Genomic DNA, 25,622 nt, shown 5'->3' on the forward strand with positions numbered 1-25,622 from the left:
ATCATCGTGCGGCTTGCACGGACTTTTGACGCATCCAGACGAAAGTGGAGTAACTGACCAGATAAACAGTCGCGGCAACAAAGGCGCAAACCGTTCCCCAGACAAGCCCGAGCTCAGGATAACCAAGGGTCACTGCAACAATGTATATCCATAGCGCCCCCATCCCACGCGGAAAATTCCGGATCACGGTATGAACCGTTTCGGCGCCATAGGAAAAATGCAGGATCAGCATCATCGGATAAAGCGTGACCGGAAAGCCCGATAACAACCCGGCCCACCTTGGCCCGATCCAGGCCGCCATACCGCTGATCAACAGCACAATGATCGCCGCCAGTGCGGCACGCAGCAACACAACGCCCTTTGTCAGGCGGACGCGATTAAGAATGCGCACGTTCTCGATCTTGCGAAACAGTACCAGCGCAACAAAGATCGCAACCAAAAGAATGATGGCCGCCTGGGTCAAACTCATCGGCGCCAGCTGAAACAACCACGACACCGCGATATATGTCACGAATGCGCCCGCTGAACTCAGCAGAATTTGGGGAATAACCGGCAAGCCCACACATCGCCGGGACACCAGAAAATAGGCATATAGAAATGTCAGCGTCGAAATCAGGCCAGGTAAGGTGTAAACCGCACTTACACTGGCAAAGGCGACGCCCTGCTCGACCGCAATGAAGTATAAAAGAATAGCGGTTCCAAGGGGATAACCGGACAAAACACCGGCCACACGCGGCCCAGCTCGCTCTGCAAGCACAGATAATCCCAGAACTGTCCCAATCGATACAGCAATCTTGGCAAGGATCAGTTCCAACTGCCTTATCCTTCAACTCGACAAACGATGACAACTTATCAACAAAGTGACAACATCGGTATCCGGTTTCACGCAGACAGGCAAGCGCAAACGGCTTTGAACCGCTCAAAAGAAAACGGGCAGCCCGTTGGACTGCCCGCTTTATCTTAATCTGGGATGGCCGAAAGCCTCGCTATTGACTAGGCGTTGGCGTTCACGGCTCTGGGCGCCTGAACAATCACGCCGCGCCACCCAAGACCTTCATAGGTCTCGTAACCCGGTGTCAGGGCATAGGCCACCAACGACCCATCATCAAGCAGATACGCCCCACGTGCTGGATCATCGACGCGCAAATCAACCTTTTCACTCAGGACACCTTTGTCATCCGACGCGGCAAGAACCCGATTATTGGAATCCACCAGCATCACGCGTGTGCGTTCCCGTTCCTCGGGACTGAAATTCAGGGCCTTGACGATCATTGGCGCCTGGTCTTCCCAGTCAAAGAAAACACCCATCACACCAATAACTTCACCATCGACGGCACCGCCCTTGCGCACGGCCGTCGCATAGATCGGGGTGGCCGCATTGTTCAGCAATGGATTCTGTTCGACATCGGCCACGGCATAATGTCCACCATCGCGGCAGCGCAATGCTTCATGGAACCATGCCTGGTCAGAAATATTCTGGCCGTTCAGCCGGTAGGTATCCGGGCGACCATTGGCAAGGATGTTACCGTTTTTGTCCGCCACCCAGAGATCGAGATACACCGTATAGGAATCAAGAATAACGCCCAACCTTTGCGACGCGCGTTGGGCAATCGCCTCCTCCTGAGGGTTTTCACAGACATCGACGACTGCCGCATCGGTTGCCCACCAGCGGACATCGCAGGAACGCTCAAACAGGTTTCGGTCCATCAATTCGACAGCATAGCGTGCCAGATCAGAAAACCGATCGCCACGGGCGGTCTGGGCGGTTTCCTCCAGGTCGCTTGCAAGCTTGAGAAACATGTCTTCAAGCTCTTCCGTGATCCCTGTCACCCGCTGGGAGATGTCCTTGACCTCGTTGGCAACCACACCAAAACCACGACCGACCTCGCCAGCGCGCGCGGCCTCGATCAGTGCATTCAATGCAAGTGTACGCGTTGCTCGTGTGACGGCCTTGATTTCAGTGATTTTCTCGTTGGCCTGCCCGGACATTGCCGTCGCAACCTGCAGAATTCTTTCTGGCATTTAAGTAAAGCTCCCATAAGCACATCAAGTTCCCTCCTGCTGCTGATCGCATTTTACTCAGCCATCAATTCTGCTTATCTTTGCAGCATTATTCTCTCATAGGTTACTTCGATCTGGGCGTAAATAATGGAATTCGTCCCTGCCCCAAAGCCGCGTGTTGCACCGATAGAGAGTTGATATACTCAGCGCGTTTTGGCCCACACTTTCATTGACTTAGATCAGATGCGTGCAATCGAAAACCAGTCATTCAATTCTGGCGTTTGATCATATTTCGGGGCGGATTTCAGGCTGTGAAGGCAAGGATCGAATCTGCCAGCAGTTTGATCCCTGTCAGGAACAGAAGGCTGTAACAAACCCGGTAGAACAGGGTAACACTAACCTTGTCATGGGCCCACAAGCCCAACCACGTCCCGAACAGGGCGACAGGAATGAACAACAGCGACGTCCCAAGGTTTGACGCATCAAATTGCCCAAGCAAGGCATACGGGATCAGTTTGACGTAATTGACGATAATAAAAAACATCACCGTCGTGCCGACAAAGATCGACTTGTCCATTTTTTGTGGCAACAGATACACCGAAACCGGGGGGCCGCCGGCATGGGCGACAAAGCTTGTGAACCCTGCGAGCGTGCCAAGAATGGTGCCCTTGCCAATCGTCGCCGAACCGGCGGCATTGCTTGCATTGCGGCCGCGCAGCCAGTGATCGAGCGTAAAGATAATCGCGATCAGGGCAATGATCAGTTTGACGGCCGCCTCGTTCAGGTAGCTAAACGACAATGTGCCAATCAGAATGCCAAGCAAAGCTGCCGGCACGAGAATGATCATGTTCCGGCGGTCCCAACGTTTGCGATAGGCCCACACATTGGCAAGGTCCATGAGACACAAGATGGGAAGCATGATCGCAGCTGCGGCCTGCGGTGATACCGCCAAGGCCATGAGGGGCACGGCCACGACACCAAGTCCGCCGCCAAAGCCACTTTTTGACACACCCGCAATCAAGACGGCGGGAATACCAACAACATAGAAAAACGGATCCGAGATGAATTCCATCGGAAGTCCTTATTTGGGGTGAATATCCCGGATGTCGGGGATGGCGCGCAGGCCGATAGGATTATTGCTCAAGAAGACGCGGCATCAGTTCGACAAAGTTGCACGGCCGGTGCCGGATATCGAGTTGGTAGGTCAGGATTTCGTCCCAGGCATCCTTGCAAGCACCGGTCGATCCGGGCAAGGCAAACAGATAGGTGCCCATGCAGACGCCGGCAGTTGCCCGCGACTGAACGGTTGAGGTACCAATTTTCTGATAGGAAATCCAACGGAACAGCTCCCCAAAGCCCGGGATTTCCTTTTCATAAAGGGCACGATGGGCTTCGACCGTGACGTCCCTGCCCGTAACTCCTGTGCCACCGGTCGAGATGATCACATCGATATTGCGGTCTGCACACCAGGCCCCCAGCTGTTTGCGCAAGGCGACCTGATCATCGGGCAGAATTTCGCGTTCATATACCCGATGCCCTTTTTCAATGATCCGTTCGCAAAGGACTTCGCCGGAGGTATCGTTATGGAGATCACGTGTATCGCTGACGGTCAGAACCGCAATATTGATCGATACAAAAGGTTGGCTTTCGTCAATTCCCGCCACGGTTCTCTCCATATCCCATGAAATGCTGCACCAACCTAATATGCCCTGAAACAGGTGCAAGCGTTTTCACATCCAGCAGCGCTCGCAACGCCTACACCGAATCAGGAAACAACAAAAAACGGGCATCATTTGATACTTTATTAGCAAATTAACTCGCCAACCGACCACACCACCCAACAAATTTCCCTTCGAAGACATGAACATATTTTCACTATAGAACAACCACTTCACGACCATTTAAAACAAATCACTTTATCAAAAATCTCACAATTGGTATTACCAATTAAACACATCTACGTGACTTCGCTTGCCGGTGTGTAATTTTACGCTTAGAAAAGCGGTAAAGGACTACCAAATTGGCGCCCTGAAACGATGCGTCGACACCACCAAGTATATTCGGCAGGAAACAAAGGACCCATCATGAGCGACTTGCTTTGGCAACCGACGAAGGAACGCGTTGAGAATGCAAATGTCACCCGCTTTCGCGACTGGGTGAACGAAAAGTATGCGCTGAACCTTCAGAGTTTCACGGAACTCTATGATTGGTCTGTGTCCGAACTTGAACATTTCTGGCCGGCTGTCATTGAATATGCCGAACTCAAGGCAGAAACATGGGGTGATCGCATCCTGATTGACGGCAACAAGATGCCTGGTGCGCAGTTCTTTCCCGATGCACAACTGAATTTTGCCGAAAACCTTCTGGTGCGTGATGATGACAGCGATGCCCTGATTTTCTGGGGTGAGGACAAAGTCAAAACCCGCCTGTCCTGGGCCGAGCTTAACATTGCCGTTTCCAAATTCTCACAGGCACTGCGTGCAGAGGGTGTCGGCAAGGGCGACCGTGTATGTGGCTATATGCCAAACATGTCGGAAACCGTGATTGCGATGCTGGCAACGGCCGCCATCGGCGCCACCTGGTCATCCGCCTCCCCCGATTTCGGGGTTCAGGGGGTTGTTGACCGGTTTGGTCAGATCGAACCGACCGTGATGATCACTGTTGATGGGTACCATTATAACGGCAAGCAACATGACATCCGCGAAAAGGTGCGCGATGTGGTTGATCGCATCGACAGCCTGAAAAAGGTCGTGATCGTCGCATACGCATTTGACGGGACCAACACCACCGACATTCCCAATGCTGTCAGCTATGACGACTTCATTGCCCCCTTCCCGACGGAGCGGATCGTCTTCGAGCAGGTTGAATTCAATCACCCGCTTTACGTGATGTTCTCATCCGGAACGACCGGCAAACCGAAATGCATTGTGCATGGCACGGGCGGTACGCTGCTTAAACAGGTTTCCGAACACATCCTGCATTGTGACGTCGCCCCGGGTGATCGCGTGTTCTATTTCACCACCTGCGGCTGGATGATGTGGAACTGGTTGATGGCGGGACTGGCAGCGGGCGCAACACTGCTTCTTTACGATGGATCGCCCTTCTATCCGAACGGAAACATCCTGTTTGATTATGCCGATGCAGAAGGCATGACCCTGTTTGGCACCTCGGCCAAGTACATTGACGCCCTTGCCAAGGCCGAACTGAAACCACGCGAGACGCACGACCTTTCAACGGTACGCGCCATGACATCGACCGGGTCCCCGCTTGCACCGGAAAGCTTTGATTACGTCTATCGTGACATCAAGGAAGACATCCATCTGGCATCGATTTCGGGCGGCACGGACATCCTTGGCTGCTTTGTGTTGGCATCCCCTGTCCTGCCGGTCAAACGCGGCGTCATTCAGACCCGTGCTCTTGGCGTTGCGGTTGATGTGTTTGATGATGACGGCAATCCGGTGCGCAATGAGAAGGGTGAACTGGTTTGTACCAAGCCATTCCCCTCAATGCCTGTCGGGTTCTGGAATGACCCGGATGGCTCGCGCTATCACGATGCCTATTTTGATCGGTTTGAGAACATCTGGTGCCATGGCGACTATGTCGAGCTTGATGACGATGGCGGCATGGTCATTTATGGCCGATCAGACGCGACACTTAACCCCGGTGGTGTCCGGATCGGCACGGCCGAGATTTATCGCCAGGTCGAAAAGCTGCCTGAAATTCAGGAATCGATCGTGATCGGTCAGGACTGGGATAACGACGTTCGCGTGATCCTGTTTGTTGTGCTGCGCGATAATTACGTGCTGGATACCGCGCTGATCGACAAGATCAAGAAACAGATCCGCGCCAATTGCACGCCGCGCCATGTGCCGGCAAAGGTGCTTGCAGTTGCCGATATTCCCCGCACCAAATCGGGCAAGATCACCGAACTTGCGGTGCGCGATGTCGTCCATGGCAGACCGGTTAAAAATCAGGAAGCCTTGGCAAACCCGACGGCATTGGAACTGTTTTCCAATCTGTCAGAACTGAAAACCTGATCCTCCAAAGCCCCGCCATAAAGAGCGGGGCTTTTTTCTGTCTCGTCGCTGATCGCTTCGAGATAAGAAACCGATGACACGAATGACAGTCCGATTCCGCACTGCAGTGATGCATGTTTTTTAAACAACCTGAACTCGTGCACTTTTTTTGATCAGAGCCCTTCTTTTGATGAAAAAAAGTTCGTGCAATTCGAGACGTCACCCGGAACCCTGACAGTTTTCGCACTAGCGCTTTGAATATACGAAGAAAACGCAGCTTTGTATAAAGTATCTAAGTGAAACTACGCAGGATATAACTGCAGAAAAACTCTCAATTTTCCGCTCAATTCACGCTCCCGGCTCACGCCCCAAATTTTTCACACTTGACACAAGGCGGCCTAAAATTTCTTAATTTGGCGGTCCGATCTTCTTCGGACGGATGGATATGCGGCTGTGCATATCCAGGGTGGCATAAAAGCTAAAAACAATGCTTTGCTAACAAGGGAGCTATCTTATGAAAATTCAAACGATCCTTGCCGCTGGCGCAATGACCGTTGCAGCCGTTGCCGCGCAGAACGCACAGGCAGGTGCCGTGCTTGACGGCATCAAGGACAAAGGTTTCGTTCAGTGCGGCGTGAACACCGGTCTTCCGGGCTTCTCCGCTGCCAATGCCGAAGGTAAGTGGGAAGGTATTGACGTTGACGTCTGCCGTGCAGCTGCAGCTGCACTGCTTGGTGACGCAAACGCCGTTCAGTACACCCCGCTGACCGCAGCTCAGCGCTTCACGGCCCTGCAGTCCGGTGAAATCGACATCCTGTCGCGTAACACCACTGCAACCACCACCCGTGACGCGAAACTGGGTCTGACCTTTGTTGGCGTTAACTACTATGACGGTCAGGGCTTCCTGATCCCGAAAGGTCTCGGCGTTTCGAGCGCAACCGAACTTGACGGCGCAACCGTCTGCGTTGAGCCAGGCACCACGACCGAGCTGAACCTTGCTGATTACTTCCGCGCCAAAGGCATGTCCTTCGAGCCGGTCGTTATCGAAAACATCAACGAAGCAACCGCTGCCTTCTTCTCGGGCCGTTGCGACGTTTACACCACGGACGCTTCGGGGCTTGCTTCCATCCGTACCCAGATGGCAGAAAACCCGGATGACTATGTCATTCTTCCGGAAATCATTTCCAAAGAACCGCTCGGTCCGGTTGTCGCCCAGGGTGACGAACAGTGGTCGGACGTCGTTCGCTGGGCCTTCACCGCAATGGTTGAAGCAGAAGAGTATGGCGTGACCATGGAAAATGTTGACGACATGAAAGCAAACAGCACCAACCCGGGCATCCAGCGTCTGCTGGGCGTAACCCCGGGCATGGGTGAAGCTCTTGGTCTCGACGAAGCTTGGGCATACAACATCATCAAGCAGGTTGGTAACTATGGCGAAAGCTATGAGAAAAACGTTACCGCCAAGCTGGGCCTCGAGCGTGGTCTGAACGCTCTGTGGACCGATGGTGGCCTGCAGTATGCATGGCCGGTTCGCTAATCCCTAGCAAACCGACTATCTGAACCTACGAAGCTCCGCCCCACTGCCTGAACGCATGGGCGGAGCTTTTCGTTAGGTGCTTGCTGATTTTGGATACAATCTACACCTGAGGGTCATATGAGTAAGCCTCAAAATGCCCCGGGGGATGTGCGTTCCAAGGGGCTCGTCGATTATCTCAATGACGAAAATGTCCGTGCGGTTCTCTATCAGATCATCGCAATCGGACTGATCGTTCTTGCGGGCTGGTACCTGGTGTCCAACACCCTGTACAACCTTGAACAACAAAACATCTCTACCGGTTACGGGTTCCTCGATCTTGAAGCTTCCTTCGAGATCAGTGAAACCATGATCGAATACAGCGCTCAAAGCAGTTATGCGACGGCGCTGATGGTCGGTCTTCTGAACACTGTGAAGGTGTCGCTGCTCGGTATCGTTTTGTGCACGATCATCGGGACAATCTTTGGCGTTGCACGCCTGTCCTCGAACTGGATCGTTCGCAAACTGGCAACCGTTTATGTCGAAACGTTCCGAAACATCCCAGTTCTGTTGCAGCTGTTCTTCTGGTACGCACTGATCCCGGGCGCATTCCCGCACCCGCGTGAAGCGTTGGAACCCATTCCCGGCGTCTTGCTGACGTCGCGCGGCATGTATATGCCGGTTCCGGAACCGGATAATGCCTATACGCTGATGGCAATTGCCGCCGTCATTGCCTGCGTTGTGATCTATTTCGTCAAGAAATGGGCCAAGAAGCGTCAGGATGCGACAGGTCAGCCCTTCCCGATGTTCCTTGCCGGTCTTGGCATTTTTGTCGGTCTTGTCTTCCTTGCCTATCTGGCAGGTGGCGCACCGACCGAACTGAGCATGCCGGCCCTGAAAGGCTTTAACATTCGGGGTGGCTACAACATTTCACCGGAATTCATGGCGGTTTTGATCGGCCTTACGGTTTATACCTCGACCTATGTCGCAGAGGTTGTCCGTTCCGGTATCCAGGCCGTTCCGAATGGCCAGTGGGAAGCAGCCGACAGTCTTGGCGTTCGCCGTTCTGTAGCCCTTCGCAAGGTGATCCTGCCGCAATCAATGCGCGTTGCGATCCCGCCGCTGACCAACCAGTATCTCAACCTGACCAAAAACAGCTCGCTTGCGGTTGCTGTCGGGTATCCGGATCTGGTTTCTGTATCCAACACGACCATGAACCAGACAGGTCAGGCGATCGAGGCGATCTCGATTTTCATGTCGATCTATCTTGGTTTGTCCTTGTTGACCTCGCTCTTTATGAACTGGTTCAACAAGAAAATGGCACTGGTGGAGAGGTAAAATGTCAGAAAACGCAAAACTACCTCCTCTTCCAACCGGCACCGCTACAACGCGGGTTGTGACCTGGGCCAAGAAAAACCTGTTTGATGGCTGGTTTAACACCATCCTGACCCTTGGTTCGATTGCGTTCCTTCTGTGGCTGATTCCGCCGATCGTTGAATGGGCTATCGTCAATGCAACGCTGTCTCCAACGATTGAAGGCTGCGCAGAGGTCTCTGGCGCCTGCTGGGGCTTTGTGAATGCCAACTTGCGGCTGATCCTGTTTGGTACCTACCCGTTTGATGAACAGTGGCGTCCGCTGCTGGCCATGATTCTTCTCATGGGCATCATCTGCGGCAGCCTCGGTGCCGTTAAGTATCCGAGCCTGCGCAAGGCCATCATCCCGATGTGGGTGATTGGTGTGCCGATCATTGCCATTCTGATGTGGGGCGGTATCTTTGGTCTCACCTATGTTCAGAACAGCTATTGGGGCGGCCTGCCGCTGACCCTGATCCTGTCCTCGATCGGTGTGATCTTTGCCTTCCCGTTTGGTCTGCTGTTGGCCCTTGGTCGTCAGTCACACATGCCGGCAATCAAAACCGTTTCTGTGGTCTATATCGAAGTTATTCGTGGCGTACCGCTGATTACGGTTCTGTTCATGGCATCGGTCATGTTCCCGCTGTTCTTGCCTGATGGGGTCACCATCGACAAGCTGCTGCGTGCACAGATCGGTATCATCCTGTTTACCGCCGCCTACCTCGCCGAGGTGTTCCGTGGTGGCCTGCAGGCTGTGCCGCGTGGCCAGTTCGAAGCCGGTGACAGTCTTGCACTGTCCTATTGGCAGTCCATGCGTCTGATCATTCTGCCGCAGGCTCTGCGTCTGGTGATTCCGCCGACTGTGAACAGCTTCATCTCCATGTTCAAGGACACCACGCTGGTCGTGATTATCGGCCTGTTTGACTTCCTTGGCACGGTGAAGCTGGCCCTTCGCAGTGACCCGGCCTGGACCAAGTATTACGTCGAAGGTTATGCCTTCGCAGCGGCAATATTCTTCCTGATCTGTTTCTCGATGGCGAAATATTCCGCCTATCTTGAAAAAGAGCTTCGCAAAGGCGAACAAAGGTAAGGAGTGAGGATTTACAATGACTGTAGCAACTGAAACCACTACCGGCGCTGTGCCTCCTCCGTCCAAAGAGGATGTCATCGTCGTCAACAAGATGAACAAATGGTATGGCAATTTCCATGTTCTTCAGGATATTGACCTGTCTGTTCGCAAGGGTGAGCGTATCGTTATCTGTGGCCCTTCCGGCTCTGGTAAATCGACGCTGATCCGCACCATGAACCGTCTTGAGACCTATCAAAGCGGTGAAATCTATGTCGACGGCATTCTGCTTGGCGACGATGTCAAAAACATCGAAGCCGTGCGCCGCGAAGTCTGCATGGTGTTCCAGCACTTCAACCTTTTCCCGCACATGACCGTGCTGGAAAACCTGACGCTGGCACCGATCTGGGTTCGCAAGATGCCCAAGAAAGAAGCCAACGACCTCGCCATGCACTATCTTGAGCGTGTGCGCATTGCCGAGCAGGCCCATAAATATCCGGGTCAGCTTTCCGGTGGTCAGCAGCAGCGTGTGGCGATTGCCCGTTCGCTCTGCATGCAGCCGAAAATCATGCTGTTTGATGAGCCGACCTCGGCCCTTGACCCGGAAATGGTCAAGGAAGTGCTCGACGTTATGGTCGAGCTCGCCAAGGAAGGCATGACCATGCTGTGCGTGACCCACGAAATGGGCTTCGCCAAAGAGGTCGCTGACCGCGTGATCTTCATGGATGCTGGCCAGATCGTCGAAATGGCAGGCCCGCAGGAGTTCTTTGATAACCCGAAAAGCGACCGTACCAAGCTGTTCCTCAGCCAAATTCTGTCGCACTAACTGGTTATCCAAGCATCCGATCTTTGCAAAACGGCCCCCATATGCGGGGCCGTTTTCGTTTTTGTGAAAATGATCCTTGCCCCGGCCCGCGCAATTGCCGAAACTCGGCCCAACATACTCATCATCCGGAATGCCAATGACCCCGCCTGAAACCAGTTCCGCGACCCATCCGGCCTTTATCTCTGTCGAACATCTCAGCAAGCGGTTTGGCAACAAGCTGGCCCTTGATGACGTCAGCCTTCACCTGCCCAAGGGTGAGACACTTGCGATCATTGGTCCATCGGCCGCTGGTAAAAGCGTTCTGATGAAATGCTTGGTCGGAATTTACGGGGCGGACGGGGGCAAGATCATCCTTGATGGGGATGATGTCAGCCAGACCAATGCGCCCAAACGCGCCGAATGGGCCGAACGCATCGGCATGCTGTTTCAGCAAAATGCCCTGTTTGACAGCCTGAAGGTTTGGGAAAACATCTGTTTCCGCCAGATCGAGCTTGGCACGCTTAGCCGCAAGGACGCCAAGGAACATGCCGTCCATTTGCTTGGGCTTGTCGGTCTGGCGTCAGAAAGTGCGGACCTGACACCTGGTGACCTGTCGGGCGGGATGCAGAAACGCGTTGGTGTCGCGCGTGCCATCTCGACCGATCCATCGATCCTTTTGCTCGACAACCCGACCGCCGGACTGGACCCGGTCCTGTCGAACCATATCGAACGTATGATCGGCAAAATCGCCGAACAACGGGGCACCACGGTGATATCGATCACCAATGACATGCAGATCGCCCGCACGCGCTATCAGAACCTGATGATGATGCATGACGGCAAGGTCTATTGGTCGGGCAAAACCAAAGACATCGACGATGCCCACAATGAGCATCTGACCCAGATGCTCAATGGTTCATCGCAAGGCCCGATCAGCATGCGAACCGGTAAACGCGAAGACCATGTCTATAGCTGAACCAAGGAGGCTGTCGGTTTAGCGAACCCCTACCCCTAGTTCGCTGTGTAAACCGATACATCGGCCTCGCGGATAACATCCGACCAGATTGGTCCCGGATGGCGATCGGTAAAGAGCGCATCAATTTCCGAAAGATGTCCAAGACGCACCATGGCGCGCCGGCCAAACTTCGAGGCATCGGTACACAGGAATGTCTGACGAGCGTTTGAGATAATCGCACGCGCCACACGGACTTCACGGTAATCGAAATCCATCAGACTACCGTCTTCATCCACGCCGGAAATCCCGACAATCGCGTAATCGACCTTGAACTGGTTGATGAAATCGATGGTGGCTTCCCCGATCACCCCGAAGTCACGTTGGCGCACAACCCCACCTGCTATGATGACTTCAAAACCCTGGTTTGCCGCACAGATTTCCGCAACGTGCAGATTGTTGGTGATGATCTTAAGGCTCTTGTGCCCCAGCAGCGCATGCGCCACTTCTTCGTTGGTCGTCCCGATATTGATGAAAAGAGATGCGCCTTCGGGGATATGTTCAGCCACCAGCTTCGCGATTTCGCGCTTGCTGCCAAGGTTGAGCACCTGGCGATCCGTATAAGCTGTGTTTTCCGTGGTCGAAACGCTGGCCGCACCACCATGATAACGCGCGATCAGGCCCTCTTCAGCCATTTCATTGATATCGCGGCGGATGGTTTGCGGTGTGACAGAAAAATGTTCGGCAAGGGTATCAATGGTCATAAAGCTGTTGGACGCCACAAGCTCCAATATCTCTCTACGACGACGATCCAGTTTCCCCATGCCTCTCTCCTTCTGTCTTCAATTTTCATCTTTATTGGAAAATTTTCATTCCTGATCAAAATGCTTTCTCTGGCGCCATTTGGCAAGTCTTGTCGACGAACGGAGATCAGAACGCGCTGATGACTAGGCACCTGAAGCACGTGCAAAATCACGGACACTCTTGGCCGACTTGATCCAGAGTGTGATCATCGTTTAAGCCCGAAACGAAAAAAGCCGGGCTTAAACCCGGCTTTTCTTTTCTGTTCTGCTTGCGAATATCACGCCTGCTTGCGGGCGACAACGCGCTCACGAACTGCGGGTTCACTGCCCGTCGGGTCTACATCGCCCTCGCCGACGATGATCGCTTCTCGCAGCAAGGTTGTTGCTTCTTCAAGCTGGGCCTGATCGCGTGTATGGGCGATGCAAATCGGTGTTTCGGCCGAAACCGGTTGCCCGACCTTGACGAAATCGGTAAAGCCGACGGCGAAATCGATCTTCTGATCGGCACGCGTCCGCCCACCCTTCAACGACACCAGCGCCAGGCCGACCTTGCGCGCATCCATCGAAAGTACGCGACCAGTCTTGGCCGCCGTGACCGTGTTGATCATCGGGGCCGCTTCCAGATACTTGCTGGTGTTTTCAACAAAATCTGCCGGACCACCAAGGCTTGAGACCATCTTGCCAAATGTTTCGGCCGCCTTGCCGCTTTCAAGCGCCTCTGTCGCCATGCGAAGGCCATCAGACACATCCGCTGCCACACCACTCACCGCCAGCATCTCAGCCGCGAGAGCCATCGTGACGTCATAGACGCGTTGTTCCTGATGTTTGCCGGTCAGGAAATCGATGGCTTCCTGCATTTCAAGTGCATTACCAACTGCATCGCCGAGCACCTGCTCCATATCGGTCAGAAGTGCGACGGTGGGAACGCCATTACGGGTGGCGACTTCGGTGATGCTTTCAGCCAGTTCGCGGGCACGCTCATACTCGGCCATGAAGGCACCCGACCCGAATTTCACATCCATCACAAGGCTATCTAGGCCTGCTGCCAGTTTCTTTGACAGGATGGACGCCGTGATCAACGGGATGCTCTCGACCGTCGCGGTGACGTCCCGGATGCCATAGAACCGCTTGTCTGCCGGGGCCAGATCGGATGTCTGGCCGATGATCGCACAGCCGACTTCGCGAGTAACCTTGGCGAATTCCTCAAGGGTTGGCGTGGTACGATATCCCGGAATGGAATCAAATTTGTCCAGCGTCCCACCAGTGTGGCCAAGCCCACGACCGGAAATCATCGGCACAAAGGCCCCACAGGCACCAACAATCGGTCCCAGCATCAGGCTGACCTTGTCACCAACTCCGCCTGTCGAATGTTTGTCGACAACCGGACCATCAAGACCAAGGGATTTCCAGTCCAAGACCGTGCCGCTGTCGCGCATATTGCGCGTGAGCGCGGCGCGTTCATCCATGGTCATTCCGTTAAAGAACACAGCCATCGCAAGGGCGGCCACCTGCCCTTCGCTGATGCTGTTATCCGTGATGCCCTTAACGAAAAAGGCGATTTCGGCGTCGGTCAGAACCTCGCCTTCGCGTTTACGGCGAATGATTTCCTGGGGCAGCATATGCTGTCTCCTGCGCACTTGTCGTTAAATCAAATTAGCAGCTTTGAAGTCACTCGACTTCACGAAGCGCTTGAAAAATACTGCAGCAATATCTTGATAAGGTTGGCCGAACCGGTTTTTGACATTTCCAATGTCTGGTCATGGCTGAGCGGTGTCGCGCTCATGCCGGCGGCCAGATTGGTGATGTTTGAAACCGCCGCCACCTTGAAGCCAAGTCGACGGGCAAGGATGTTTTCGGGCACAGTCGACATGCCAACCGCATCCGCCCCAAGCACCTTGAGCGCACGAATTTCAGCCGGTGTCTCAAAGCTTGGCCCCGTGCACCAGCAATAGGTTCCTTCAAACAGTTTGATACCCAGCTTTGCCGCCGCATCGTGCAAGCCCGATCCAATTTCCGGATCATAGGGCATATCCATCCCGACAAAGCGGTCATTACCGTGATAGCCAATCAGCGGGTTCGGGCCAAACAGGCTGATGTGATCGGTAATCAGCATCAGGCTGCCCGGAACCGCATCCGGGATCAAGGAACCCGCAGCATTGGTCAGAAGAAGGCGCTCAGCGCCGAGCTCACGCAGGGTTTCAAGCGGCTCCGCCATCAGATCGGAACGACCATGTTCGTAATAATGCGCGCGTCCCTGCATGACCGCAACGGACACCCCGCCGATCCGCCCAAGAACAAGCGTCCCGCCATGCCCGACAACGGTCGGGCGCGGGAACCCCGGCAAGTCTTCATACGCGATGCTGATCGCATCACTGACAGCGTCAACAACCCCGCCAAGGCCACTACCAAGAACCAATGCGACTTCCGCCTTGAACCCGGGTGCCTTGCTGGCAATGACATCAAGTGCAGCTTTTACATTGCTCATTTAAGGTTCTCCGGCCCGAAGGAATGGGGAATAAGTTCTTCACGGCTCAGCGTCAGAAGCGTTTCACCAGAATCATTGATGATAAAGATCGTCGCATCCGCACCGGTGAATTCGCGGATTTTCTGACGACACCCGCCACACGGCGTGCAGGCAATATCACCAAGCCCGACAACGACAATCTCGTCAAATCGGGTTTCACCCGACAGCACCATGGCAGAAATCGCCCCGGCTTCTGCGCAGACGCCTTCCGGATAGGCCGCATTTTCAACGTTACAGCCCGAAATGACCTTGCCATCCGCGGTGCGCAGCGCAGCGCCAACAAAGAAGTTCGAATAAGGCGCATAGGCCTTGTCACGGGCCGCAAGTGCCGCGTCAATCAGATCGCGCGGAGCCTGTTTCTGAGCAACCATTTGTTTGATCCTGTTTTGATTACCTATCGCGCCTGACCAAAGCGCAAAATATCGGAAAACTGTGGTTCGGGCCTGCCGACATCATAGGCCCAGACCCGAACCACGAAAAGCTTAGCGTTCCTTGACATAGGCGCGGCCAAGCGCCTTTGGCGGAATGGCGCGGCCAATGAACCCGGCCAGAAGAATAACCGTCAGAACATATGGCAATGCCTGGACCAACTGGACCGGAACTTCGCCGATGCCCGGCAGAACAACACCCTGCAGACGGGTTGCCGCCGCATCAAGAAAACCAAACAGCAGGCAAGCAGCCAGTGCCGGGAACGGACGCCATTTACCAAACACCATCGCGGCCAGTGCGATATAACCTTTACCCGCGGTCATGTCCTGCAGGAAGGATGCACCTTGCGCCGTTGAGAGATACGCACCGGACATCCCCACAAGCACACCACTGCAAATCACCGCACGGTAGCGCATCATGACAACACCAATACCAGCAGTATCGACCGCACCCGGGTTTTCACCCACAGCCCGCAAACGCAAGCCAAATCGGGTCCGATACATCACCCACCAGGCCGCAGGTACTGCGATGAAGGCAACATAGACCAGAATGTTGTGGCCACTAAGCAGTTCTGAATAGATCGGCCCCAAAACCGGCACATCTCGAACGGCTTCTGCGCCCGGGAACGTGATCGGCTGGAAACGGGATGCTTTATCAAGGGCCGGCGTTTTGCCACCTTGTGCAAACAGGGCAATCCCGACAAGGGCCGTCAGACCGGACATCAGGATATTGATCGCCATACCGGACACAACCTGGTTGCCCTTATGCGTGATGCAGGCAAAGCCATGTAGCAACGAAAGCGCGATCGTTGTGGCAATCGCGGCTAGAAGACCAACCCAGGGGCTTCCGACATAAAACGCAACTGCCGCCGCCGAAAACGCACCGCCCAGCATCATGCCTTCGAGTGCGAGGTTAATCGTCCCGGATCGTTCGGAAAACATGCCGGCAAGAGCGGCCAGAATAAGCGGGGTAGAGGTCCGCAGTGTTGCATCCAGCAACAGGATAATCAGCTGAAATGTATCCATTAAGCGGCCTCCCCGGCATCCTGGCGCAGGCGCCACGCCGTATAGATCTTTGTCACGCGCGGACGGAACATATGTTCCATCGCACCGGTAAACAGGATGACAAGACCCTGAATAACCACGACCATGTCATTGGAAATCGTCGGAATTTCAAATGATAGCTCCGCCCCGCCCTGATACAGCATCCCGAACAGCAATGCGGCCAGGAAGATACCGAACGGATGGTTGCGCCCCATCAGAGCCACGGCGATACCGACAAAGCCATATCCGGCGGTGAAATCGATCAACAAGCGATGCTGAACACCCATGACCTCATTCAGCGCCATAAAGGATGACAGCGCGCCTGAAATCATCATCGCAATGATGATGTGCCGGCCGGGCTCAAGCCCCGCATAGGTCGCGGCCACCGCGTTGGCACCCACTGTGCGGATCGCATAGCCCCACCGGGTATGCCAGATGAACAGCCAGACCATCACGCTAATGACAATGGCATAGACAAATGACAGGTTCAGCGGGCTCGATGCCATCTCGATACCAAGGGCACCGGCAATGTCATGAATGAACGGCAAGCGCAGATGTTCCGCAATCTGTTCACTTTCCGGCGTCATGGAGCCTTCCGGACGCAGGACGTTCACCAACAGATACACCATCAGCGATGACGCAATGAAGTTGAACATGATCGTTGTGATCACGACGTGCGAGCCGCGACGTGCCTGCAAATAAGCCGGGATATAAGCCCAAGCAGCACCAAAAATCATCGCCGCCAACATCGCCACGACCAACATGATCGGGAATGGCAGGAAATCGAGATAAAGGGCCGCCAGCGTCACCCCAAGGCCACCAACATAAGCCTGCCCTTCGGCGCCGATGTTAAACAGGCCACAATGGAACGCCACCGCAAAGGCAAGCCCCGTAAACACGAAGTTGGTTGTGTAATAAAGCGTGTATCCCCACGCTTCTTCATAGCCAAATGCGCCATAAAGCAGGATTTCCACGACTTCGACCGGGTTTTCGCCAATCGCCAAAACCACAAGCCCGGATACAACAAGGGCAAGCAGCAGGTTTAGCAAGGGCAGTGCGCCGACATCAATCCAGCGCGGCAGTTCGACAGTCTTGCTCATGCCTGCCCCTCCACGGCCTTGGCCTCATTCGGGTCAACGCCCGCCATCATCAGGCCAAGCACACGTTCATTTGCCTCGGATGCAGCAACTTCGCCAATAATGGCGCCATCGCACATCACCAAGATACGGTCGGCAAGCGACATGATTTCATCAAGCTCCACAGACACCAGAAGAACAGCCTTGCCGGCGTCCCGCATGGCGACAATACGTTTGTGAATGAATTCAATGGCGCCGATATCGACACCACGGGTCGGCTGACCAACCAGAAGCAATTCCGGATCGCGCATGATTTCACGTGCCAGAACAAGTTTCTGCTGGTTGCCGCCCGAAAAATTCGCCGCTTTCAAATCCGGATTATCCGGACGCACGTCAAATTCCGACATCAGATTTGCTGTGGCATCCGAAATGGCGTTCCAGTCCAGAAGCACGCCCTTCTGATAGGCGGGGTCATCCTCGTAGCCAAGAATGGCTGCCTCTTTGGCGGTAAAGGCCGTGACCATCGCCATGCGATGCCGGTCTTCCGGAACATGGGCAACACCACGACGCCGCAATTCAGCAGCATCGACACCTTTGCCCGGCGTGACATCCTGACCGTTTAATTCCACGGTGCCTTCGCTGGCAGAGCGGATCCCGCCAAGTGCTTCGAGCAGTTCGCTTTGCCCGTTGCCGGAAACCCCGGCAATGCCGACGATCTCGCCTGCGCGCACATTGAAGGTCGCATTTTTGACCTTGCGGACACCCTGGGCATTATCAACACACAGGTTCTCGACATTCAAAACGGTCGCGGCCGGATTGGCTTCCCCTTTTTCAAGGCGGAGCAATACTTTACGGCCCACCATTAATTCGGAAAGTTCTTCCGGGCTGGTTTCGGCTGTCTTGCGATGTGCCACCATTGCGCCCTGGCGCATGACAGACACGTTGTCCGTTGCAGCCATGATCTCGCGCAATTTGTGGGTAATCAGGACAACCGTCTTGCCCTGCTCTTTGAGCGTATCAAGAATTCTGAAAAGATGATCCGCCTCTTGCGGTGTCAGAACACCGGTCGGCTCATCCAGAATAAGAATTTCAGCCCCACGATAGAGAGCCTTTAGAATTTCCACGCGTTGCTGAAGACCAACCGAAAGGTCCCCAACCGTCGCGTCCGGGTCGATATTGAGCGAGTATTCTCGCTCCAGGCGTTTAAGCTCTTCGCGGGCCTTGTCGACCCCATCGCGCAGAACAGCGCCACCTTCGACGCCCAGAATGACGTTTTCGAGAACCGAAAATGTCTCCACCAGCATGAAATGCTGATGAACCATGCCGATCCCTGCGGCAATCGCGTCTTCGGATCCCTTGATATCACAAAGCTTGCCATCGACATGAATGGTCCCTGCATCAGCCTGATAAAAGCCGTACAGGATACTCATCAGGGTCGATTTACCAGCCCCATTCTCCCCCACGATTCCGTGGATTGTTCCCTTGTCGACCTTGAGGTCGATTTCTTTATTGGCATGTACCGCACCGAACCGCTTGTCTATTCCACGCAGTTCAATAGCGGGTTGCACGGCCCCGGTTTCCCCGGCGCCGTGCATTTGATGCATCGTATCCGACACGACAAATCCCCGATTTGCTTTGACGACTGCCTTACATCGGGCAGGCGCTATCGCTCATGTAATCGTGTACTTCAAGGCTACCGGAAACGATTGCTTCCTTGGCCTCGGCAACGGCTGCTTTCATATCGTCGGTGATCAGGCTTTCGTTGTTTTCGTCAAGCGCCCAATCAACACCACCTTCTGCAAGACCAAGAATGGTCAGGCCCGGCTCCCAATTGTCATTAGCAGCAGCGTCAAATGCTTCGTAAACAGCAACGTCAACGCGTTTCAGCATGGAGGTCAGAACCGACCCCGGATGCAGGCCGTTCTGGTTGGAGTCAACGCCAATGCCGAGTTTGCCAGCATCTGCTGCAGCCTGCAGCACACCAACGCCGGTACCGCCAGCGGCGTGGTAAACAACGTCTGCACCACGGTCGAACTGGGATTTCGCCAGTTCACCACCTTTAACCGGATCGTTCCAGGCAGCACCGGTCGTACCGGTCATGTTCTGGAAGATTTCAGCATCGGCGTTGGAATACTTGACGCCCTGTGCATAGCCACAAGCGAATTTACGGATCAACGGAATGTCCATACCACCAACGAAGCCGACTTTGCCGGTTTCAGATGCCATCGCCGCAAGAACACCAACAAGGAAGGAACCTTCGTGTTCCTTGAAGACAACCGACTGAACGTTCGGCAGGTCTACGACCATATCAACGATGGTGAACTTGGTTTCCGGGAATTCTTTGGCGACTTTTTCAAGTGCGGATGCCTGCGAGAAACCAATCGCAACAATCGGATCCATGCCGCGGCGCGCAAAGTTGCGCATTGCCTGCTCGCGCTGTGAATCGTTCTGGATTTCGAAGTCGCGGTAGTTGGTACCGGTGTCTTCCTTGTATTTCTCAGCACCCGTATATGCCGCCTGGTTAAAGGAACGGTCAAAACGGCCACCAAGGTCGTACACGACAGCCGGTCGAATTTCTGCAGCCGAAGCAACACCTGCATAGCAAGCGACAGCCGCGACCACCGAGGTCAGAAGCTTTTTCATTCCGATGCCCTTCATTGTTTGAATTCTGATTATGCCTTCCGCCAATTCCCTTGATCGGCGGAACTCCCTCATCGAAAAAACGTGGTTCACAACATGACGAAACGCAGGCTTCGGTCCCTCAACCAAAGAAACACGGGCGATCATGCTGCGAATGCTAATGGTAACTACAAAATATAGTGCCCTGTAAATAGCCGAGGACGCAAGACCTCGGCAAAACCTGTCCGTTTGGTCAAAATTGATCTGGCATTATCTGGTGCAAACATCCCCTACCTGCGGGGTTTCCCTTAGTTTTCGGCAAACGCTTGTTGAAACAGTTTCATCTTTATCCAGATAATTTTTTTCTCGCGATGTGAGCCCATCACGCGTGCTCGACACCGCGAAACATGCCTGTCCCGGGCGAAATTGGTTCGCCACCGATTCTTGTCAAATCGTGCTGCCTGGTTACCATTCCAGCGCATTGCTCTGGGTGTAATGTTCACCACACCGTCAAAAACCGGAAATATATCAGTTGATAAATTGGTGCTAACATCCACCGGGACACAGATTTTCCGATCCACATGGTTTGGCGTTTCAAAATGAATTTTCCCGCTTGGAGCGGGATCGTTTGTCTATTGTTGGAGATCAGGGATGAAAAGAACACTTACCGGGCTGCTGTCGACCTGCACCATACTGGCGCTTGGCGCCGGAACTGCCTTGGCAGATTACGACCTGCGTTTGGTTCATACCAATGACGTTCATGACCGCGTTGAATCGGTCACGAAATACAACAACACCTGCAGTGCCGAGGATGATTCTGAGGGAAAGTGCTTTGGGGGATATGGTCGGCTTGCGACGGCCATTCGCGATGCCCGTGCCGAGGGTGGTAATGTTCTGGTGGTCGATGCAGGCGATCAGTTCCAAGGATCTCTTTTCTATTCGACCTACAAGGGGTCGCTGACCGCCGAACTGATGAACCTCGTTGATTATGATGCGATGGCGGTTGGCAACCATGAATTCGATGATGGCCCGGATGTTCTTGCCAACTTCATCAAATCCAGCCTGACACCAATCCTGTCGGCCAATATCGAAGCCACCACCGATGGCCTGAATGAGCTGATCAAGCCCGAAACCATTATTACGGTGGGCGGAGAGCGCATTGGCATCGTGGGTCTGACCACACCCGAAACCGCCGATATCTCAAGTGCGGGTCCGAACGTTAAATTCAACGATCTTGGCCAATCATTGCAGGCGTCCATAGACCGCCTGACAGCACAGGGCATTAACAAGATCATCGCACTGAGCCATTCGGGTTCTTATGCCGACTTTGACTATGTGAGCGATGTCAGCGGTGTCGATGTGATTGTTGGTGGTCATGATCATCTTCTGTTCTCCAACACCAATGACAAGGCTTCTCATCCCTACCCGGTCGTAATGAACGGTGCGGATGGCAAACCGGTGCTGATCGTTCAGGCATATGCCTATAGCCGCTATCTGGGTGATTTGAACGTCACCTTCGATGATGCAGGTGTTGCCACCGCCTGGTCGGGCGAACCGATTGCCCTGGATGCCAGCATCAAACCGGCCGAGGATGTTCTCGCGGTCATCGAAGAAGCCAGCGGTCAGGTTGACGCAGTTCGCACGCTCGAAGTTGGCAGCTTTACCGCCCCTGCAGATGGATCGCGTGAAACATGTCGTGCGATGGAATGCTCCATGGGCTCACTCGTTGCCAATGCGATGCTGTGGAAAGCTGGTGAAGATTATCAGATCGCCATCCAGAATGGCGGCGGTGTTCGCGCCAGCATAGATGAAGGCACGGTTACCATGGGTGAGGTCCTGACGGTTCTGCCGTTCCAGAATGCGCTGGCGACTTTCAAACTTTCTGGTGCGGATATCGTGGCGTCGCTTGAACATGGCGTATCGCTGGTGGAGGAAGGCAAAGGCCAGTTCCCGCAGGTGGCAGGTCTGACGTTTGATCTTGATCTTGCACAGCCTGCCGGATCGCGGATTTCAAACGTGATGGTCGCCAAGGGTGATGGCTTCACCCCCATCGATACCGGCAAAATGTATGGCGTTGTTTCCAACGACTTCATGCGCAATGGCGGCGATGGCTATGCCCTGTTCCGGGACAATGCCACGGATGTCTATGATTTCGGTCCAAACCTTGAGCAGGCGGTTGCAGATTATATCGGGCTCAACTCCCCGATGACGCCAAGCACCAAAGGCCGCATCAACCTGAAATAAGGTTGGGTATCCCGGTTTTCACCAAGGAAAGGCAGTCCTGTGTGGGCTGCCTTTTTGTTTTGCTTGCCTTTGGGGGCGCACGAGGCTTATCAACGTCGCTTGTTATGCATGCCCCGTCACATCTGTGACGCACCACCACGAAGAGCACCCGTTCTCTATGACGTCTTCTACCAACATACTCTGCTTTGGTGCCGCCCATTTTGACCGCACCTTGCAATGTACCGAAACTTTTGTCCCCGCCGCCTCCAACCCGGTGCGCACCCTGCACCGCAAACCCGGTGGGGTCAGCCGTAATATCGCGGTGCATCTGAAACTGCTTGGCAACACAGTCGCAATGCTCGGGGCTGTCGGGGATGATGGTGATGGCGATCAGGTCACCGAGGCGCTCTCGGACATTGGGATTGATACCCGCCATCTCATGAAGATCGATGGCATGGCAACAGCAGGCTATACCGCCCTTCTCGATGAAACGGGTGAACTTGCGCTCGGCATGATGAATGCCGAGGTTTATGACCTGTTGACCATTGATCGCCTGGAACCCCATCTTGCTGAGTGTCAGGCATGGCCCTGGTGGTTGATTGATGCCAACCTGCCAACCGAGAGCATCGCGTGGCTTGCTGAAAACAAAGGTACGACAAAGCTCTGTGCGGCAACCGTATCGCCAAGTAAAGCAGCAAGATTCAAACCCGCGCTCAACAAGCTTGATCTTCTGATCGCCAATCGGGCCGAAGCACATGTTTTGACCGGTATCGAGATCAAGGACATCAATCAGGCAAAAGCAGCTATCGAGTGCCTTCGCGACAAAGGCATTCCCGAAGTCGTCATTACGCTTGGCGCCCAGGGTGTTGTATCTTCTTGCGCATCTGGAACGGCGTTTTGGCCGCCCCTGCCGACCAAGGTCAAAGATGTCAATGGTGCCGGTGATGCCTTCTATTCCGGTTTTCTTACGGCCTATGCCAAGCCCGATACAGTGTTTGAGGACGCCATAGCGTCCGGCCTTGCCATGGCGAGTTTGACGGCAGAAACCGAAGGCACGACCGTTTGGGATGTTTCACAGGAAGCTGTATCTGAACGCGCATCACAGGCCCAAAGTAAACCGCTTTAACAAATCTGGCTTTGAAACCCGCTAGCTTGATGATTGCATGCGTCATTCAAGGCAGGTAGCTTGTCAGGAAATCCACATCAAACCGGAGCCATTCCGATGCATCCATTTTTCATCTTTGTGAAATGTGAACTGGGCAAAGCCTATGACGTCGCTGCCGAACTCGTTGAAGAGGTTGAAGGCGTGTCGGAAGTTTATTCGATCTCTGGCCCGTTTGAACTGCTGGTCAAGGTGTATGTCGAGGATGAACAGGATATCGGGCGCTATGTGAACGAACAGATCCACAAGCTGCCCTTCATCAAGGACACCCAGACCATCATTACCTTTAACGCCTTCACCTGATACTCAAGAAGGTGCGCGAACACGAGACATGAAAAAAGCGGCGTCCAACTGGCGCCGCTTTTTCGATCGGATCATGATCACTGAAGTTAGTTGCCCGCGACATCCCGGATGACGTCCAGAATGATCTCGGTTCCCTTCTCGATCAGGACAACATCGTCGCCTACAATCTGACGCAGTGCGCCGTCGCTGCGCGCAGGAAGCCGCGCAATCAGATCATCGGGCAAATCGCGTTTCGCAATGCCCGGCGGCAAGGTGCCACCCCGCTCAAGTTTCATGGCAATTCCGGGCGGCAACCCTTTGTTCCCTTTGCCCTTATTTCCGTTACCGTTTTTTCCCTTGTTCTTTTTCTTGCCGTCACGGTCCGGTTTGTCGTCTGTCTGCCCAGTTGCGACATCCAGCACATCACGAATGATCCGGCGCTCTTCGTCGCTGAAGATCCCGCCACTTTGCGCAAGTTCGACAACATCATGCTCATGGATCGATTGCGCAGGATGTGACTGCACAGGCGCGCTCAACGCAACACAGCCACCGACGAAAATGAAACCGGTGGTGATTGTTTTGACCCAACTTGTTGTGAACGGCATGGCGCCCTCTTCCTCGTGAAAACATCGAATTTAATGTGGGCATGTTGCGTGAAATTGCCACACGTCCATTTAAGACAACATTTTCAGAAGCCTGTTTATGCCATATGACGCAAAATTTTCCGGCAGGCGACGCAAAACCGCCGCTATCTTATTGTTTTTATAGACTGTTCAATATGTGGTATAGCTTGTCACTTGTTCGCTTGAACCTTACAGAATCAAGCTTCATCAGAACAACAGCATAAAGTTTTGCATGACCACCGGTAGATATTCTGTTCATCTTGCCAAGACTGAAAACGATCTGAAAGCAGCGCAAGAACTGCGCTTTGAAGTTTTCTTTGGCGAGTTTCACGCCAAAGCCTTGACCGATCAACACTCGGCCGGACTCGATAGCGACAAGTTCGATCCGTTCTGTGAACATCTGCTTGTTGTCGACAACCACAATGCGCGGAAAGTCATCGCAACGACGCGCCTGTTGCTTTCGGCCCAAAAGCCTGCGGGATTGAACTATATTGCTCAGGAAGAATTTTCTATTCCCCTGCTTGATGCTGTGCAGGACAACTGCATGGAGGTTGGCCGCTCCTGTGTTCACAAAGACTACCGCGACGGCAAGGCCATTCAGCTTCTATGGCGTGGGATCACCAAGCTGATCTTCGATCATGACATCCGCTATCTGTTCGGATGCGTAAGCTTCCACGGGACAGACATCGATAACATCGCCACAGAACTGTCCTACCTGCACCATTATCAGCTGGACGATGCACCTCATGTGGCACGTGCACTCGATTATCAGTCGATGAACCGCATGCCCAAAGCAGATATCGACCCGGACACGGCTCTTGCTCAATTGCCACCATTGATCAAGGCTTATCTGTCTTTGGGGGGCGTTGTCGGCGATGGGGTCGCTCTTGATCCCGATTTCAAGACGCTTGATGTGCTGATCACCGTCGACGTCGCCAAGGTTCCGGACCAATATTACCGCTTTTACAAGAAGCAGGCGGATCACCTTGAACTCGAACCTCTAAATACGTGATTCTCTTTTCATGTTGCACAAGTCCTTCTTGGCGACATGAAAGACCGGCACTGGCATTTATCAAGGATTTTCAAGCGTTTTGGACCAGACTACACCTTCCAAAGAAACTGCCCAGATCAC

Annotated in this window: 23 protein-coding genes; 10 read left to right on the top strand and 13 right to left on the bottom strand. The window is 53.9% G+C overall.

The genetic code is table 11. From position 1 onward, the window contains the following. Window position 1: 1 nt before the first annotated feature. The 4 genes from ACXAIA_RS06385 to moaB form a co-directional block, all read right to left on the bottom strand. A complete protein-coding gene (locus tag ACXAIA_RS06385; RefSeq protein ID WP_475348604.1) occupies window positions 2–814 on the bottom strand; it encodes a hypothetical protein in 813 nt (270 codons plus the stop codon). Between the two features lie 179 nt (window positions 815–993). Further along, window positions 994–2,022, bottom strand: coding sequence for a cache domain-containing protein (locus ACXAIA_RS06390; protein ID WP_475348605.1), 1,029 nt, complete (start codon window positions 2,020–2,022; stop codon window positions 994–996). Between the two features lie 283 nt (window positions 2,023–2,305). Beyond that, complete coding sequence (locus ACXAIA_RS06395) at window positions 2,306–3,073, bottom strand: sulfite exporter TauE/SafE family protein (RefSeq protein ID WP_475348606.1); 768 nt, start codon at window positions 3,071–3,073, stop codon at window positions 2,306–2,308. A gap of 61 nt (window positions 3,074–3,134) precedes the next feature. Next, window positions 3,135–3,665: a molybdenum cofactor biosynthesis protein B gene (gene moaB / locus ACXAIA_RS06400; RefSeq protein ID WP_475348607.1), complete on the bottom strand. Its 531-nt coding sequence runs from the start codon at window positions 3,663–3,665 to the stop codon at window positions 3,135–3,137. 420 nt (window positions 3,666–4,085) lie between these two features. On the opposite strand from moaB, the gene ACXAIA_RS06405 reads away from it, so the two are divergent. The 6 genes from ACXAIA_RS06405 (at window position 4,086) to ACXAIA_RS06430 (ending at window position 11,730) form a co-directional block, all read left to right on the top strand. Continuing rightward, a complete protein-coding gene (locus ACXAIA_RS06405) occupies window positions 4,086–6,038 on the top strand; it encodes an acetoacetate--CoA ligase (RefSeq protein ID WP_475348608.1) in 1,953 nt (650 codons plus the stop codon). A 493-nt stretch (window positions 6,039–6,531) separates the two neighbouring features. Next, window positions 6,532–7,554, top strand: a complete 1,023-nt coding sequence (locus ACXAIA_RS06410; protein WP_475348609.1) for an amino acid ABC transporter substrate-binding protein — start codon at window positions 6,532–6,534, stop codon at window positions 7,552–7,554. A gap of 117 nt (window positions 7,555–7,671) precedes the next feature. Next, complete coding sequence (locus ACXAIA_RS06415; protein ID WP_475346120.1) at window positions 7,672–8,868, top strand: amino acid ABC transporter permease; 1,197 nt, start codon at window positions 7,672–7,674, stop codon at window positions 8,866–8,868. A 1-nt stretch (window position 8,869) separates the two neighbouring features. Beyond that, window positions 8,870–9,973, top strand: a complete 1,104-nt coding sequence (locus ACXAIA_RS06420) for an amino acid ABC transporter permease (protein WP_475348610.1) — start codon at window positions 8,870–8,872, stop codon at window positions 9,971–9,973. A gap of 91 nt (window positions 9,974–10,064) precedes the next feature. Next, complete coding sequence (locus ACXAIA_RS06425) at window positions 10,065–10,775, top strand: amino acid ABC transporter ATP-binding protein (RefSeq protein WP_200892681.1); 711 nt, start codon at window positions 10,065–10,067, stop codon at window positions 10,773–10,775. A 136-nt stretch (window positions 10,776–10,911) separates the two neighbouring features. Beyond that, the gene (locus ACXAIA_RS06430; protein ID WP_475348611.1) at window positions 10,912–11,730 is read left to right on the top strand and encodes an ABC transporter ATP-binding protein; all 819 of its coding nucleotides are present in this window, start codon (window positions 10,912–10,914) and stop codon (window positions 11,728–11,730) included. 35 nt (window positions 11,731–11,765) lie between these two features. Here the strand turns inward: ACXAIA_RS06430 and ACXAIA_RS06435 are convergent, their stop codons facing one another. The 8 genes from ACXAIA_RS06435 to ACXAIA_RS06470 form a co-directional block, all read right to left on the bottom strand. Further along, window positions 11,766–12,530, bottom strand: a complete 765-nt coding sequence (locus tag ACXAIA_RS06435; RefSeq protein ID WP_062955067.1) for a DeoR/GlpR family DNA-binding transcription regulator — start codon at window positions 12,528–12,530, stop codon at window positions 11,766–11,768. Between the two features lie 257 nt (window positions 12,531–12,787). Next, complete coding sequence (gene deoA, locus ACXAIA_RS06440) at window positions 12,788–14,128, bottom strand: thymidine phosphorylase (RefSeq protein ID WP_475348612.1); 1,341 nt, start codon at window positions 14,126–14,128, stop codon at window positions 12,788–12,790. A gap of 59 nt (window positions 14,129–14,187) precedes the next feature. Next, window positions 14,188–14,994 carry a purine-nucleoside phosphorylase gene (locus ACXAIA_RS06445; protein WP_475348613.1) on the bottom strand — a complete coding sequence of 269 codons (807 nt, stop codon included), beginning with the start codon at window positions 14,992–14,994 and terminating at the stop codon, window positions 14,188–14,190. Beyond that, window positions 14,991–15,404, bottom strand: a complete 414-nt coding sequence (locus tag ACXAIA_RS06450; RefSeq protein ID WP_475348614.1) for a cytidine deaminase — start codon at window positions 15,402–15,404, stop codon at window positions 14,991–14,993. Before ACXAIA_RS06450 ends, ACXAIA_RS06445 begins: the two co-directional genes overlap by 4 nt. A gap of 111 nt (window positions 15,405–15,515) precedes the next feature. Further along, complete coding sequence (locus ACXAIA_RS06455; protein WP_475348615.1) at window positions 15,516–16,487, bottom strand: ABC transporter permease; 972 nt, start codon at window positions 16,485–16,487, stop codon at window positions 15,516–15,518. After that, on the bottom strand, window positions 16,487–17,605 hold the full coding sequence (locus tag ACXAIA_RS06460; RefSeq protein WP_475348616.1) for an ABC transporter permease: 1,119 nt from the start codon (window positions 17,603–17,605) through the stop codon (window positions 16,487–16,489). Before ACXAIA_RS06460 ends, ACXAIA_RS06455 begins: the two co-directional genes overlap by 1 nt. Then, entirely contained in the window at window positions 17,602–19,185 is a 1,584-nt protein-coding gene (locus tag ACXAIA_RS06465) for an ABC transporter ATP-binding protein (RefSeq protein WP_475348814.1), read from the bottom strand. The genes ACXAIA_RS06460 and ACXAIA_RS06465 overlap by 4 nt, the downstream gene beginning before the upstream one ends. Window positions 19,186–19,228: 43 nt before the next feature. Next, window positions 19,229–20,224 (bottom strand): BMP family lipoprotein, encoded by a 996-nt coding sequence (locus tag ACXAIA_RS06470; RefSeq protein WP_475348617.1) that lies wholly within the window; start codon window positions 20,222–20,224, stop codon window positions 19,229–19,231. Between the two features lie 627 nt (window positions 20,225–20,851). Between ACXAIA_RS06470 and ACXAIA_RS06475 the strand changes: the two genes are divergently transcribed. From ACXAIA_RS06475 to ACXAIA_RS06485, 3 genes are all read left to right on the top strand, one after another. Beyond that, complete coding sequence (locus tag ACXAIA_RS06475) at window positions 20,852–22,444, top strand: bifunctional metallophosphatase/5'-nucleotidase (RefSeq protein ID WP_475348618.1); 1,593 nt, start codon at window positions 20,852–20,854, stop codon at window positions 22,442–22,444. Window positions 22,445–22,601: 157 nt separating this feature from the next. Then, on the top strand, window positions 22,602–23,549 hold the full coding sequence (locus tag ACXAIA_RS06480) for a carbohydrate kinase family protein (RefSeq protein ID WP_475348619.1): 948 nt from the start codon (window positions 22,602–22,604) through the stop codon (window positions 23,547–23,549). A gap of 96 nt (window positions 23,550–23,645) precedes the next feature. Beyond that, window positions 23,646–23,888: an Lrp/AsnC ligand binding domain-containing protein gene (locus tag ACXAIA_RS06485; protein WP_044828849.1), complete on the top strand. Its 243-nt coding sequence runs from the start codon at window positions 23,646–23,648 to the stop codon at window positions 23,886–23,888. Between the two features lie 86 nt (window positions 23,889–23,974). On the opposite strand, the gene ACXAIA_RS06490 is transcribed toward ACXAIA_RS06485, so the two are convergent. Beyond that, on the bottom strand, window positions 23,975–24,472 hold the full coding sequence (locus ACXAIA_RS06490) for a hypothetical protein (RefSeq protein ID WP_475348620.1): 498 nt from the start codon (window positions 24,470–24,472) through the stop codon (window positions 23,975–23,977). A 250-nt stretch (window positions 24,473–24,722) separates the two neighbouring features. Here ACXAIA_RS06490 and ACXAIA_RS06495 point away from each other — a divergent pair, with 250 nt between their 5' ends. Beyond that, complete coding sequence (locus ACXAIA_RS06495; RefSeq protein WP_475348621.1) at window positions 24,723–25,502, top strand: GNAT family N-acetyltransferase; 780 nt, start codon at window positions 24,723–24,725, stop codon at window positions 25,500–25,502. The last annotated feature ends 120 nt before the right edge of the window (window positions 25,503–25,622 follow it).

The organism is Thalassospira sp. ABL2_045 (genome assembly GCF_056161285.1).